The 14,375-nt window shown below is 54.3% G+C and carries 14 protein-coding genes and 1 pseudogene; 5 read left to right on the top strand and 10 right to left on the bottom strand.

What is annotated here, in order from left to right; translation table 11 throughout:
• Window positions 1–361 precede the first annotated feature (361 nt).
• The 8 genes and pseudogenes from FEE96_RS13000 to FEE96_RS13035 all read right to left on the bottom strand — a co-directional run.
• Window positions 362–1,099 (bottom strand): annotated as a pseudogene (locus FEE96_RS13000) (FAD-binding oxidoreductase); the annotation flags it as partial.
• Between the two features lie 15 nt (window positions 1,100–1,114).
• On the bottom strand, window positions 1,115–1,768 hold the full coding sequence (locus FEE96_RS13005; protein ID WP_138163527.1) for an FAD-binding oxidoreductase: 654 nt from the start codon (window positions 1,766–1,768) through the stop codon (window positions 1,115–1,117).
• A 1-nt stretch (window position 1,769) separates the two neighbouring features.
• On the bottom strand, window positions 1,770–2,873 hold the full coding sequence (locus tag FEE96_RS13010) for a pyridoxal phosphate-dependent aminotransferase (protein ID WP_138163528.1): 1,104 nt from the start codon (window positions 2,871–2,873) through the stop codon (window positions 1,770–1,772).
• Window positions 2,874–3,482, bottom strand: coding sequence for a carboxymuconolactone decarboxylase family protein (locus tag FEE96_RS13015; protein WP_138163529.1), 609 nt, complete (start codon window positions 3,480–3,482; stop codon window positions 2,874–2,876).
• Between the two features lie 13 nt (window positions 3,483–3,495).
• On the bottom strand, window positions 3,496–5,031 hold the full coding sequence (gene hutH, locus FEE96_RS13020) for a histidine ammonia-lyase (protein WP_138163530.1): 1,536 nt from the start codon (window positions 5,029–5,031) through the stop codon (window positions 3,496–3,498).
• Between the two features lie 23 nt (window positions 5,032–5,054).
• Window positions 5,055–5,849, bottom strand: a complete 795-nt coding sequence (locus tag FEE96_RS13025) for an ABC transporter ATP-binding protein (protein ID WP_138163531.1) — start codon at window positions 5,847–5,849, stop codon at window positions 5,055–5,057.
• Entirely contained in the window at window positions 5,846–6,748 is a 903-nt protein-coding gene (locus FEE96_RS13030; protein WP_138163532.1) for an ABC transporter permease, read from the bottom strand. The genes FEE96_RS13025 and FEE96_RS13030 overlap by 4 nt, the downstream gene beginning before the upstream one ends.
• 90 nt (window positions 6,749–6,838) lie before the next feature.
• Window positions 6,839–7,816 carry an ABC transporter substrate-binding protein gene (locus FEE96_RS13035; RefSeq protein ID WP_138163533.1) on the bottom strand — a complete coding sequence of 326 codons (978 nt, stop codon included), beginning with the start codon at window positions 7,814–7,816 and terminating at the stop codon, window positions 6,839–6,841.
• A 161-nt stretch (window positions 7,817–7,977) separates the two neighbouring features.
• On the opposite strand from FEE96_RS13035, the gene FEE96_RS13040 reads away from it, so the two are divergent.
• Genes FEE96_RS13040 through FEE96_RS13060 form a run of 5 tightly spaced genes read left to right on the top strand, consistent with a single transcriptional unit; the run spans window position 7,978 to window position 12,935 of the window.
• A complete protein-coding gene (locus FEE96_RS13040) occupies window positions 7,978–8,754 on the top strand; it encodes an IclR family transcriptional regulator (RefSeq protein ID WP_171021700.1) in 777 nt (258 codons plus the stop codon).
• The gene (locus tag FEE96_RS13045) at window positions 8,751–9,749 is read left to right on the top strand and encodes an NADPH:quinone oxidoreductase family protein (RefSeq protein ID WP_138163535.1); all 999 of its coding nucleotides are present in this window, start codon (window positions 8,751–8,753) and stop codon (window positions 9,747–9,749) included. Before FEE96_RS13040 ends, FEE96_RS13045 begins: the two co-directional genes overlap by 4 nt.
• Window position 9,750: 1 nt before the next feature.
• Entirely contained in the window at window positions 9,751–10,950 is a 1,200-nt protein-coding gene (locus FEE96_RS13050; RefSeq protein ID WP_138163536.1) for a CaiB/BaiF CoA transferase family protein, read from the top strand.
• An 11-nt stretch (window positions 10,951–10,961) separates the two neighbouring features.
• Window positions 10,962–12,638 carry a urocanate hydratase gene (gene hutU / locus FEE96_RS13055; RefSeq protein ID WP_138163537.1) on the top strand — a complete coding sequence of 559 codons (1,677 nt, stop codon included), beginning with the start codon at window positions 10,962–10,964 and terminating at the stop codon, window positions 12,636–12,638.
• A 6-nt stretch (window positions 12,639–12,644) separates the two neighbouring features.
• Window positions 12,645–12,935 carry a DUF1330 domain-containing protein gene (locus FEE96_RS13060; protein WP_138163538.1) on the top strand — a complete coding sequence of 97 codons (291 nt, stop codon included), beginning with the start codon at window positions 12,645–12,647 and terminating at the stop codon, window positions 12,933–12,935.
• Between the two features lie 35 nt (window positions 12,936–12,970).
• Here the strand turns inward: FEE96_RS13060 and fdxA are convergent, their stop codons facing one another.
• The gene (gene fdxA / locus FEE96_RS13065; RefSeq protein WP_138163539.1) at window positions 12,971–13,306 is read right to left on the bottom strand and encodes a ferredoxin FdxA; all 336 of its coding nucleotides are present in this window, start codon (window positions 13,304–13,306) and stop codon (window positions 12,971–12,973) included.
• A gap of 172 nt (window positions 13,307–13,478) precedes the next feature.
• On the bottom strand, window positions 13,479–14,342 hold the full coding sequence (locus FEE96_RS13070; protein WP_171021701.1) for a nitroreductase family protein: 864 nt from the start codon (window positions 14,340–14,342) through the stop codon (window positions 13,479–13,481).
• Window positions 14,343–14,375 lie beyond the last annotated feature (33 nt).

A 14,375-nucleotide genomic window follows, 5' to 3' on the forward strand; every position in this document is an offset into this window, starting at 1 on the left:
AGGCTGATCCCATAGGCTGGCGGAGCAAGTTGGAGCTTGGTTTGATGGGTAAGTAGAACAAACAAAGTCTTTGGCGGCATTTTTGCGGCTGAAGACGCCCATTTTGGGAAAACACCACGCGTCGTCAGGTGAAACACCCACCACATTTAGCTGTAGATCAGCCGCTTGGATCGAGCCAATGCAGACCATCTGGCCGCTTTTTGCTTTTGCGCCGGTGCAGGACTCAGCGGTTTATTGCGCTGGTCTTACCGCTCGTTGCACCGGTACCCAGATTGGCCAGCATGACCGTGGGTTGTCCGAGAGGGGCAAATTCAGGAGCATCAAATCGCAGGCGCGTTCCGGGGTTAGTCGGTCGTCAAGCTTAGTTTATAGATACATTCGGGTTTATATGACCGTCAGGATCGAAGGCCCGCCGAATGCGTTTCAGAAGGCTCAGCTCAATTGGGTCGGTCCCGTTTTCAAAGCGGTGTTTCTTCAGAGATCCGATACCATGCTCTGCGCTGATCGTTCCATTGAGCTTCAGCGCTTCCTGATCAACAATTTTGGACAGCTGCAGGCGATACTGCATGAAGGTTTCTGCGTCCATGTCCTTTGGTCGGGCAATGTTGAAATGGATGTTGCCATCTCCAAGATGCCCGAATGGTACAGGCCTCACATTTGGTAGGTATCTGGTCAGAGCATCTGCGGTTGCGCGAAGGTATTCTGGTAGCGCGGCGACCGGCACTGCTGTGTCGCATTTGATGGCGGATTTATCATCAACAAAACCTGCTGCGAAAGCCTCGCGTAACATCCAAAAACCCTGACGCTGGCCTACCGACTGTGCAATCGCCGCATCTTGTACCAGCCCATTTTCATTAGCTTCAAAAAGCGCAGCCATCAACGCATCTTCCAGGTCAAAGGCTTTTGCAGAGGTTTCAGCTTCGATTAGAAGATACCAATCGCTTTGCTGTTCAAGTGGCTGTCGGTTCTTTCCCACGGCTTCGCCAAATTCCAGCGCGGCTTTCGACATCAATTCAAATGCCGAGATGACTTGGCCCAGCTGGTCCTCCAAAAAGCGCAGTAAATGCAGGGCTGCCTCGACGGAAGCTATGGCCACAAAAGCAGTGGTGCGGTTTTATGGGTAGGCGCCCAGTTTCAGTACTGCACCAGTGATCAATCCTAACGTGCCTTCTGAACCGATAAACAGATGCTTCAGATCATATCCGGCGGTATTTTTTCGCAGCTTTCGCAAGCCGTTCCAGATAGTCCCATCGGGCAAGACAACCTCAAGTCCCAGCACCTGATCGCGGGCGGTGCCGTAGCGAAGCGCGTTGTTACCGCCTGCGTTTGTGGCAAGGTTACCGCCGATCTGGCTGGAATCCTGACCTCCATGGTGCAGCGGGAAGTACCGCCCGGCTTGTTTTGCAGAAGACTGTACCTTGCTCAACACAACACCGGCGTCCACAGTCATGCTGTTGTTGTCCAGATCCACCTCTCGGATTGCGTTCATCCGCTCCAGCGCAATGATCGCTGAAGGGGAGGGGGCAGTGGGCACTGCTGCGCCCGTTAAGCCAGTCAATCCACCTTGCGGGACAATGCTCAGGTTATTGGCCCGGCACCACTTTACTGCTGCGGCCACTTGGTCTGTGTTGGCAGGGCGCAAAATTGCCATGGGCTGCGTGACGGTTACGCCTTGCAGATCGTCCAGATATTTTTCCATATCGCGTGGGGCGGTCAGAACTGCCTTATGGCCCAATGTTGCAATGATCTGGTCCAGCGCCTCCTGCATGTCAGTGTTCCAGGATTTTGCTGATTGCCAGGATCAATCTGTCGGTATTGGATTGTGACCCTATGGTGATCCGCAGAGCTCCGTTGCCGCCGGGCCAGGGCATTGCCTGGACCAGAATGTTCTCCGCCGCCAGTGATGAGCTGATAATGTCCGCGCTGACAGGTGGGACAACTGTCAAGAAATTGGCAAAGCTTGGCAGGGCTGAAAACCCGAGAAGTGTTAGCGCAATCTCCAGTCGCTTGCGTTCGGAAATGGTATGGGTCAGGCAGGTCTGTAAATAGCGGTCATCGTTCATCGCAGCAGTCGCGGCTGCTATCGCCACCCGATTGACGTTGAAGTTGGGCCGTAGCTGCCACAGGGCTTTATGGATGTCCTCATCGCTTGCCAGTGCATATCCGACGCGCATTCCAGCCATGCAATAGGCCTTGGAAAATGAGCGTGTCACCACCCATGGGCCTGCTCGGTTCGCGAGGATCTTGAGTACATCCGGACCGCCCTCAGCCTGGGCAAACTCAAAATAGGCTTCGTCGACAACCAACAGCACCGTGTCCGGCACTTGGCGCGCTGCCAGTTCCAGATCTGACGCCGTGAGTATCGCTCCGGTGGGGTTATTGGGGGTACATAGGTAGAACAACCGTGTGTCCGGCGTCACCGCTGCCAGCATTGTTACAACGTCATTGCTGCCATCGGGCAGCACCGGAACGCTGACCACTTTGCCCCCCGCGATTTGCACCCCCTTGCCGCAAGTTGGAAAAGTTGGCGTGGGCATCACCGCCTCGTCGCCCTCGTTTATCGAGAGCATCGCGAGCGCCACCAGGATCTCGCCGCTGCCATTTCCAAAGCTAATCCGGCTGGCTGGAATCCCGGTGCGCTTGCTGATCACCGCTGTCAACGTGCTGCAACCATGATCAGGGTAGCGGTTGGTTTGCGTCAATGCCTGCGCCGCCGCGGCCAATGCGTTGGGGGAGGGAGGCAGGTGCGACTCGTTCAAGTTTAACCGCAGAACATCTGCGGCCACGCCTGTGGCCTCTTCGGTGATCGAGGGTGGCGGGGGATAGGTGATCCCCCGGATTTTCTCAATCGGCAGGGCCACAGGCTGTTTCATTCAGGTATGGCTCCAGTCGTCCGGGTTTTGAGACTTGTTGGGCGATAGACCAAGAATATCTCCCTTGGTCGAGCAGCCCAACCCCAGCACCGTACGGTTGGCATAGCCGAAATAGGCCGAGACCTGATTGATTTCGAGGATTTCTCCGTCGGTAAACCCAGCATCGCGTAGCTGAACGACTATTGTCTCCGTCATGCCCGCTGCATCGCGGGTCAGTTGACGGGCGTATTCCATCGCCAGTTTCTGCTGTGCGTCCAACGGTGCAGCCGCAATGTTACGCGTTTCGATGGCCAGACGGATAGCATCTGATTTCGTGTCGTCTTTCAGCAGCCGCTTTAAACCCGAGAAATGATGATCAACACAGTAGTTGCATTCATTCAGCGAGCTGACCCAAACACCCAGAGTTTCCAGGAACCATTTGGGGATGGTGTTGCCGGTGTGGTGCAAGACGTATTTGTAAATCGCCATATGCCCCTCCATCGTATGGGGGCGCAACGAATGCATCATCATGATGTTGTCGACATTGTTGTCCGGGCCTTTGACTCGGTCGTACAACATCTTCAGTTTGCCATCGGCATCTTCGTATTCAACGGTATCAATCCAGGGCATTTTTTGTTCTTTCTTAGTTCTTGAGGCTTGCGCCGATAGGTTCAGAAACCATCGCGCTCAGAGTGTTTGTTTTCAACATTTCAATGGCTTTTTCCAGATCAGGGGCCATAAATCTGTCCCGCTTGAAAGACGGAACCTGTTCTCGTAACGCGGTGACTGCGGCTTGCAGCGGTGGGGAGGTTTCCAGCGGCAGGTGAAACTCCAACCCTTGAGCTGCTGCCATCCATTCTACTGCCAGCACCGCCCGGCAATTGTCGGCCATATCACCCAGCCTTCGCGCCGCATAGGTCGCCATCGACACATGGTCTTCTTGATTGGCCGAGGTCGGGATACTGTCAACTGATGATGGATGCGCCAGTGCCTTGTTCTCTGAAACCAGCGCCGCCGAGGTAACCTGCACCATCATGAAGCCTGAATTTAGTCCGCTCTCAGGTGCCAGAAAGGCAGGCAGGCCGGAAACCGAAGCATCCACCATCATCGCTTGACGTCGTTCTGAAATTGATCCGATTTCGGCAATCGCCAGCGCAATATTGTCGGCTGCCATTGCGATGGGTTCAGCATGGAAGTTCCCACCCGACAGAATTTCTCCGGTCTCAGGGAACACCAAGGGGTTATCGCTGATTGAATTGGCCTCGTTTTTGATCACACCGGCAGCGAACTCCAACTGATCCAGGCAAGCGCCCATCACCTGCGGCTGGCAGCGCAGGCAGTAAGGGTCCTGTACCTTTTCGCAATCGATGTGGGAGTGCCGCACTTGGCTGCTATCCAGCAATCTCCGGTAGGCTCCGGCAACCTGCTGCTGACCATTTTGCCGACGGACCGCATGAATGCGGGCATCAAACGGAGTGGTGGAGCCTTTGCAGGCGTCAACGCTGAGAGCACCAGTTACCAAACCACTACGTAGCAGGTCTTCGGCGGCAAACAGTCCCTTCATAGCCAGTGCGGTTGAGACTTGGGTGCCATTGATCAGCGCCACGCCTTCCTTTGGGCCCAATTCGATCGGTTGGCGACCAATCACCGCCAGTGCGTGGGACGCAGGCATCTTTTCACCACGCACCCTCATTTCACCTTCGCCCATCATTGCGGCGACCATATGCGATAACGGTGCCAAATCGCCCGAAGCGCCGACAGATCCCTTGGAAGGGATACAGGGCAGCACATCGTTCTCGGCCATGTCCAGCAGCATCTCGATGACTTCCCAGCGGATACCGGAATGGCCCTGGCTCAAGGCATTGGCCTTAAGGTATATCACTAAGCGCACGACATCGTCGTCCAGTAGGGCGCCAGTGCCGACACAATGTGACATGATCAGTCGGTGCTGCAACTCGACAATTTGGTCTCTCTCGATCTTGACGTGAGCCAGTTTTCCAAAACCAGTGTTGACGCCATAGACCGGACGTCCCTTGTTCAAGATCTCCATCACAGCGGCCTGGCAGGCCTTAACGGTTTCGATGGTTTCAGGGCCAAACCCGATCGATATTTTGTTCTCGAAGATACGGCGCCAGTCCCCTAGAGAGATTTCTCCAGGCTGAAATTGTGTCTTGGTCATTTTCTATTTTCCATTTGCTTCCGTTAGCCCAGGAGAAGAGCATCATCAGTCAGCTCTTCCCCTTGCTCGCGTTTGAACAATTCCAGCAGGTCAGCGACTTCCATGTTGTCGCGTTCGGCACCGCCTGCATCAAAGACGATCTTGCCACGGTGGAACATAATGGTCCGTTCTCCGGTGTGCAGTGCTTGGGCCATAGAGTGCGTCACCATCACAGCCGTAAGTTTCAGATCATCCACAATTTTCTTGGTCAGTTCCAAAACGAAATCAGCCGTCTTTGGGTCTAGTGCTGCAGTATGTTCATCAAGCAGTAGCACCTTGGTGTCACCGGTTGCCGCCATCAGCAACGATACTGCCTGGCGCTGACCGCCTGAAAGCAGCCCAACCTTGTCGTTCAGACGATCCTCAAGCCCCAGTCCCAAAATTTTAAGTTGCTCGGCTGCTTCGTCGCGCATCGAGGCGCCAACAGCATAACGAAACCCACGCGGTCTTGTTCGGCCATGGGCAAGGGCAAAGTTTTCCAGGATGGACAGGTCTTCACAGGTGCCCATTTTTGGATCCTGAAAAACGCGCGACAGCATTTTTGAACGCTTGTAGACGGGCCAGTTGGTCACGTCCTGACCGTCGATTTTAACGTGTCCAACCTCGAGTTTTGTGTGCCCGGCAATCACATTCAAGCTGGTTGATTTACCCGCTCCGTTTGAGCCGATGATGGTCAAGAACTGTCCTTTTGGTACGTTGAGATCAACGCCACGCAAGGCGCGTGTTTCCAATGGAGTGTCTTTGTTGAAAGTGACGTGGACTTCGGAAAGTTCGATCATTTCCGGCCTCCTTTCCGAAGGATGGTTCTGAATGATCCGGTTTGTTGGGCGATCAGTGCAATGGCTACCAACAGTGCAGTCACCAATTGGACATCCGAAGCCTGAAAACCCAGGAAATCAGCGTTTAAGGCGAGCGCCACTGCCAGGCGGTAGAGGACTGCACCGAACAGGCAAGCGAGGGTCGCCAGAAAGATTGTTCGTGAAGGCAGGATCGACATCCCGACGATAACCGAGGCCAGGCCAACGATAATGACGCCGATGCCCATGTAAGCATCCGCCGCGCCAAATATCTGGGCAAACAGTGCGCCTGCGATGGCTGTCAGGGCATTAGCTGTTCCAACCCCGTAAAGCTTCATGTTGCCAACGTTTACGCCATTGGCCTCTGCCATTGCAGGGTTGGCACCAGCTGCACGCATGGAAATGCCCCAGCCAGTGGCAAGGAAAGCATCCAGTAGCAGTTTGATAACCAGCACCATGATGCCAAGAAAGATGGGGTTGATGATATAGCCGGGCAATCCGAGCCCTTCGAACGAGGTGAACACAGTGTCCACCATGAGCAAAGGTTTGTTTGGTCCGCTCATGATCCGCAGATTGATGGAGTAAAGTGAGATCGACAACAGAATGCCGGCCAAAATGTGCAGGATCTTGAAACGTACATTTAGCATCGCGGTGGCGAAACCGGCAGCAAAGCCAGCAACCCCGCCGGTTAGTGTTGCCAACCAGGGGTTCCAACCTGCCGCAACGATCAAAGTTGCTGCCACGGCTGCGCCTAAGGGGAAGCTGCCTTCGACTGTCAGATCGGGGAAGTCGAGAATTTGAAAAGTGAGATAAGCGCCGAGTGCGACGATACCAAAGATGAACCCGGTTTCGAGTGTTCCCAGAATTTCATAGAGGGACATATGTATTGCCTTTTGAGTGAACCTCCTGCGGGATCTGAGAACTCTCAGGCGCAGAAAAAATGTGCGCCCGAAGACGCACAAGTTGGGGAATTATTCGATGATTTGGGTCGCGCGTGACATTACGGATTCAGGGATTTTCACCGCCATGCGTTCAGCAGCCCCCAAGTTCACGACAACTTTGAAGTGGTCGACCACATTGTAAGCAATCACGGCATCGATCTCGCTGACTGATTTGCCTTCCAGAATGTCGGCAGCCATGTCGCCGGCCACACGTCCAACCGCAACGTAATCAAGCCCGACTGACGCCAATGCACCACGCTCTACCCCACCGGTTTCACCTGTAAAGATCGGCATATCAACGTCTTGGCCAATTTTCACGATAGCTTCGAGTGCGGCCACGATGGTTGTGTCGTTCGGCACATAGATCGCATCCACTTCGCCAATTAGCTTTTTGGTTGCCAGAATGACTTCATTGGTTGTTGGGGCAGGGGATTCGACCACGGTGATGCCGCGCTTTTCGCCCTCTTCCTTGATCCAACCGAGCGTTGCCAAGGCGTTGTCCAGGCCGGGGTTGTAGATGAAACCGATCTTGCTAAGGCCTGGAACGATTTCTTCAAACATGTCCAGCTGAGCGGCAATCGGTGCAGCGTCTGACACACCTGTAACATTTGCACCGGGCTTTTCGTATTGAGTAATCAGGCTGGCTTTGATTGGGTCTGTCACAGTGGCAAAGACAATTGGAATATCTTTGGTTGCTGCTGCCATCGCCTGCGAGGTTGGCGTGGTGATCGGAATGATCACATCCGGTGCATCGCCGACGAATTTCTTAGCAATCTGCTGTTGGGTTGGCATGTTCCCGTTGGCATTTTGGTAGTCGACGGTCAGGTTTTCACCTTCGACATAGCCCCGGTCTGCAAGTGCGGCGAGAATACCGTCACGGGTCTCGGTCAGTGCCGGTACTTCGACAATAGTCGCAATAGCGATTGATTTGCTGTCTTGCGCTACGGCTGTAGTCGCAGCGGCGGCAAACGCGAATGACACCAGCGCGGTTTTGAATGAATTGTTCATCGGATCCTCCCTTAGGATGCCGGCATGAGGTGCCGGCTAAGCTCTTTTTTCCAGGATTTGATGTCCCAGGGCGAAGAGCCGGTTGACGTGCCCCTGTTTTTTGGTGTTTCATATTGTGAGCAGCAAGCACATATAACGGGTCAATCGAAATGGAAGTCAAGATGGAATCACAGGCCGGCGTTGCGTTGGTTGCTAAGGCGTTTCAGATTCTCGATCTGTTTCAAGCGAGCAGCCCAACATGGTCTCAAGCTGAAATTATCCGAAAGACGGACCTCAACAGATCAACAGTGAACCGCCTTGTCCGCTTCCTCGCTGGCCGTGGGTATCTGGTTCAGATTGCTTATTCAGGGCGGTATTCACTGGGGCTCTCGGCTATTGAGTTGGGCAATCGGGCAAACGCCGGTTTCGATTTGCGTGCAAACTGCCAAGCCGCGATGGAAGAGCTATCAGCAAAAGTGAATGAGACGGTTGTTCTCAGTGCTTTTGACCCGTTTAAGATGGTCGCAGTCTGCATTGATCAGGTCGAAAGTCGCAAAGAAGGGCTGCGCGTTTTTGAAAAGGTTGGCTCTAGTTTTCCCCTGCATGCCGGCGCTGCGCCCAAGGCGATTCTGGCGTTTTTGAATGAGGATACGAGAGAAGAGTTTCTACAAAACCAGCTGAAGAGATTTACCGCCAATACGCTGACATCGAAGAAAGAGATGCGTCAGGACATCGAGGAAACGCGTCTACGCGGCTACGCGCTGTCCAGAGAGGAGACCTATGAGGGCACCGTTGGACTCGCTGCGCCGATTTTTGGACCTTTAGGGACCGCCATTGGCAGTCTTGCGGTGGCGCTGCCAGTACATCGCGCAACCCCCGAGGCATTGACGACGATCGCGCAGCAAGTGCTTTCCGAAGCACGGAGTGTGTCTGAAACGCTCACTGGGGCAGTGGAATGAGTGGAGTTTCCAAAGATATGAATTGCTGGATCTCGGGGGATGTTCCTGGATCTGAAAGCCTGGAACTCTGCACTCGGTCAGTGCCGGAGGCTAAGTCCGGTACTGTGGTCATTCAGGTCAAGGCGGCAGCGCTGAATTTTTCGGATTTGTTGATGATTGACGGCACCTATCAGGTGCGCCCACCCCGGCCGTTTGTCCCCGGGCAAGAGGTGGCCGGTGTTGTTGTTACAACCGGTGAAGACTGCCGCTGGAAGGTTGGAGACCGCATAGCAAGCAAAGTGTTTTGGGGTGGGTTTGCCGAATATGTCGAAGTCCGAGAGGACATGGCTATTCCGGTCCCGGACAATATGGGGTTTGCGCAGGCCGTTGCTCTGCCAGTTGCTTACATGACCGGCATGGTCGCACTGCATCATTGCGTTTCTGTCGGTCCACAGGACAGGGTTTTGGTTCATGCTGCAGCAGGAGGCGTTGGGCTGGCAGCAGTGGAAATCGCCCATGCAGCTGGCGCGCAGGTGATTGCTACCGCAGGCAGCGCGGAAAAGCGAGCGTTGGCCGAACACCACGGTGCGGATCACACCGTTGATTATGGCGAACCCAATTGGAAAGATCAGGTCAAAGAGCTGACGGGCGGAAAGGGGGCGACGATTATTGTCGACCCTGTCGGTGGTGATGTTGCGTTGCAAAGTCTGCGTTGCATTGCGCGCTATGGCACGTTGTTGATTGTCGGATTTGCCTCAGGTGAAATTGCCAAACTGCCATCTAATTACCTGTTGCTCAAAAGTGCCCGCGCGCAGGGTGTGCTTTGGAGTCATGATCAGGACGCAGAGATAGTGACACATATGACGGACAGACTGGGCAAATTGCTCAACGCTGGACAGATCAATCCGGTTGTGAGCGACAATTATACTCTCTCTGACTTGCCTAAGGCGCTGAAGGATCTCAGGAACCGCGGTACAGTGGGTAAAGTCGTTCTCACCGTCGGCGGTGGAGAATAGGATGGTTATGAACAACTCTGGACTGCTTAAGGGAATACGCGTGCTGGACCTGACCCGGGTTATGTCGGGGCCGTTTTGCACCTCGATGCTGGCCGATCTAGGGGCCGAAATCATCAAGATCGAAATGCCAGGCTTTGGCGACGAGGCGCGCCATTTCGGCCCATACCAGGAAGATGAAAGTACCTATTTCATGATGCTGAACCGGCGCAAAAAGAGCGTAACGGTGAACATAAAGGAACAGCAGGGGCGCGATATTGTCAAAGCGCTGGTTCCGCAGTGCGACGTCATAGTTGAGAATTTTCGACCGGGTGTGATGCAACGGTTAGGATTGGGCGAGGATGCAGTGCGCGCGCTGAACCCAACCATCATTTACGCCAGCATCTCAGGCTTTGGTCAGGACAGTCCGCTCAAAAACTGGCCCGCATTTGACCTTGTTATTCAGGCCATGGGAGGCCTGATGAGCCTGACCGGTCCCAAGGGTGGTCCAGCAACGGCCGTGGGCGAGTCGATGGCCGATGTTTGTACCGGAATGTTTGGTGCCTTTGGTATCGTTTCAGCGCTGTTTGACCGCGAGCGCAGCGGTAAGGGTCATTCGGTGGATGTCGCCATGCTGGATTCGATCATGGCGATGCAGTTAACCGGGTTATCGCGCCAACTCTACGCAGGTGACACACCCAAACCCGTCGGCAACCGGCATCCAGTTACTTACCCTGTCGACAGCTTCGCCACTCAAGACGGTGACATTGTTATGGTTTGCTTTTCACAAGGGGCGTTCCGCGCGCTTTGCGGGGTGATGGGGCAGCCTGATCTTGCTGATGACGCGCGCTTTAAAAGCAACGACAACCGCAATACGAACGAGGATGCTCTGCGCGCAATCATAGCAAATTGGGCGGCAACCCAAACGCAGGATGCATTGGTTGAGACACTTCAGAACGCTGGAATTCCCGCTGGTCCGGTTTGGACACTGCAGGATCTTACGCAGTCGGATCACGTGGCGGAGCGCGGTCTTGTGACAGAAGGCGCACACCAGAAATTTGGCAAGGTCCCCCTTGTCCCGCAGCCGGTGAAGTTCAACGGCGCGGCGCATGTGGGTGAGGCCTTTGTGCCCACTCTTGGCGAACACACAGATGAGGTTTTGGGTGAGTTACTCGACCTTGATCAGACTGAAATAGGCGCGTTGCGCGCCAACAAGGTTATTTGACGGACATGGATATGAACACTGACACCAAAAACACCCGCGTCATTCGCGCGCCAACCGGCAACGAGCTGAACGCAAAAAGCTGGCAGACCGAAGCACCACTGCGGCTGCTAATGAACAACCTTGATCCGGACGTAGCAGAGCGCCCCGAAGATCTGGTGGTTTATGGCGGCATTGGCCGCGCTGCGCGGAACTGGGAATGTTTTGACGAAATCGTTAGTCAGCTCAAAGAACTGGAAACCGATGAGACCTTGCTGGTGCAATCTGGCAAACCCGTTGGCGTGCTCAAAACGCATTCCAAAGCCCCCAGAGTTTTGATTGCTAACGGAAATTTGGTGCCTCGTTGGGCGACTTGGGAAAAGTTCAATGAATTGGATAAGCTGGGCCTGACCATGTATGGCCAGATGACCGCAGGCTCTTGGCTGTACATCGGCAGTCAGGGCATTGTGCAGGGCACGTTTGAAACCTTTTCGGAAATTGGTCGCCGCCATTTTGATGGTGATCCTGCTGGACGTCTGGTGGTGACCGGCGGTCTTGGTGGTATGGGCGGGGCACAGCCTCTGGCGGCGACTATGGCCGGGTTCAATGCCATCGTAGTTGAGTGCCAGCCAAGCAAAATCGATTTCCGTATCCGCTCGGGCTATCTCGACGCAAAGGCCATTTCTCTCGACGAAGCTCTCACGATGATCGCTGACGCAAATGCGAAAGGGATGCCGCTGTCTGTTGGTCTTTTGGGGAATGTCATTGATGTTCTAGAAGAGATGCAAATCCAGGGCATTGTTCCGGATGTCTTGACCGATCAAACCTCGGCGCATGACCCGGTTTATGGCTATCTGCCACGCAATTGGACCCTAACGCAGTGGCAGACCAATCAGGTTGCTGATCCCACTCTGGTGTCGGCAGAGGCCAAGAAGAGCATGGCCGAGCATGTAAAATTGATGCTGGATTTTCAGGGCAAGGGCTCTGTTGTCATGGAGTATGGCAATAACCTGCGCGCCATGGCGGAAGAGGCAGGTGCTGAGAATGCCTTTGGTTTTCCAGGTTTTGTCGAGGCTTACGTGCGGCCGCTGTTTTGTCAGGGCAAAGGTCCATTCCGCTGGGTGGCGCTGTCTGGTGATCCCGAAGATATCTACAAGACCGACGCCAAAGTACGTGAGTTGATGCCGGATGATACGTTCCTGCATCGCTGGCTTGATAAGGCGCGTGAGCACATCAAATTTCAGGGATTGCCTTCACGGATTTGCTGGGTTGGTCTTGGGGATCGTGACCGGTTGGGCCGCGCCTTTAACGAAATGGTGCGCACCGGTGAATTAAGTGCGCCTGTTGTGATTGGCCGCGATCACATGGATAGCGGTTCGGTCGCCAGTCCCAATCGGGAAACCGAAGGCATGAAGGATGGTTCGGACGCGATTTCCGACTGGCCAATCCTGAACGCATTATTGAACTCAGCAAACGGAGCCACCTGGGTGTCTTTCCACCATGGCGGTGGCATGGGGATGGGCTATTCCCAGCATTCCGGCATTGCTCTGTTGGCCGATGGCAGTGACGAGGCCGATGAGATGATCGCCCGGACCCTGTGGAACGATCCCGCAAGTGGTGTCATCCGCCATGCCGATGCTGGCTATGAAAGTGCAATTGAATGTGCGGCCGAACACGGCCTCAACCTACCCATGCAAAATCGCAAGGAGTAAGCTGCAATGCCTGTCTTGATTGTCTCACGTGTATCTATCAAAGATGCCGAAGCCATGGCGTCTTATATGGAGGCGGCGCCGGAAACGGTGGCCGCCTACGGCGGCAATTATCTAGCGCGCACACCGCAAATTGAAGTTCTGGAAGGCGTGGCCGATTATGATCGGATGGTGGTGGTTGAGTTTCCCGACCGGACACGTGCGATGGCCTGGTATGAGTCCGAAGAATACCGTGACCTGCGACAGTCACGCTGGAATGCGGCAGAGGCGCATATCGTAGTCATACCCACCGAACAGTAAGTCTCCATTTCCGGCAGCGTGCACCCAGTAACGGGTTAAAATGCTTTTGCATCTTCGGGAAAAAACGCGGCCAATTTCCCTGACTTCCCATCGTGGGATTCTGCTTCTGGAGCGGGATCTTTGCGCTGGACCATGACCGGCCAAAGTTCTGCATATTTTCGGTTGAAGGCGACCCAAGCATCACTGTCTGCTTCGGTATCTGGTCGGATGGCGTCAGCAGGGCATTCCGGCTCACATACCCCGCAGTCAATGCATTCGTCCGGATGGATGACCAGTGTATTTTCGCCCTCATAGAAGCAATCCACTGGGCAGACCTCGACGCAATCGGTGTATTTGCAAGCAATACAATTTTCAGTCACGACATAAGTCATGCTACTTCCTTATTAAAACAGCGGACAGAACCCCGCTGTGGGGTTGTGATTGGCAAGCCTGGAAAGCCAGCTATTCGGAGAAGAGCAGTCTTTCGCCCTCTGGTTTTCTAGGACCAGACGAAACAGAACGCGGGCTCAACCTGTGCTCGGGCAAACAACTTGGGAAACACCCTTAGTCTTTGAGACGTCGTTTTGTGGCCCGACCAGTGGTACGCGGAGCAGAGAAGTCAGCGCTGTTTTCTAACTGGCCATTGGGATTAGGCGTGCCTGTTGTAAACGCAGTTTCCCAGTCCCCCAGTTTCTCTTGACGGTCGCTCCAAGTTTCCATGGTTTCCTCGTCCCGGTACATCGCAAATGGGCGCAAGGAGCTTTCATAGAAATCCACTTGTTCATGGGTGCGATATTGCGTGGGTTGGAATCCGTTCCAGTGTAGGGCCTGTTCCAGAGGGCGGCGATAGCGCCTATTTTGGGTCGCGGCCGGATATCCAATTGGAATGGTGCCATAGGCTTTCATCCAGTCGGGATAGCCTAACAGATCTGACAGTTCCTTATTGGTGATGTCCTCGCCGCCGCCAGACAACCAGGCGCTGGTGAGGTTCTCAGCAGCGACACCCAACTGGATATTCTGGATCGCAGCGCCAATTGAGTTTTGATAAATGACTTCGTTGTTTTCGAGGTATTCTTTTTCCCAACCTTCAGTTGTTGGCTGCGGGAAACAGACTTTCCAGCGTGGATCACCAAGAACGATGACAATTGCCACAGTGTTTGCAAGATAAGTTTTCTTGACCGCCGGAAACCCTTTGGCGTGGTCGACCAGACGTTGGGCTTGCCGTAAAAACACCTCCATGACCTTGTCACGCAGTATGGGGTCATCAACGACGATGAAATCAAAGCACTGCACGTTGGCGCCCGAAGGTGCCCACCGTCCGCAATCAACGATACGCTCTAGCACCTTCCGGTCAACAGACCGACCGGGTTCGAATTTTCGCACGCTCCGCCGTTTGCGTATGACATCCTGAAAAAGTGGATCGGACATAGGTTTTCTCCTCGATTTTGAAAATTTTACGCC

It is taken from the genome of Parasedimentitalea maritima (genome assembly GCF_005771405.1).
Taxonomy (GTDB): Bacteria; Pseudomonadota; Alphaproteobacteria; order Rhodobacterales; family Rhodobacteraceae; genus Parasedimentitalea; species Parasedimentitalea maritima.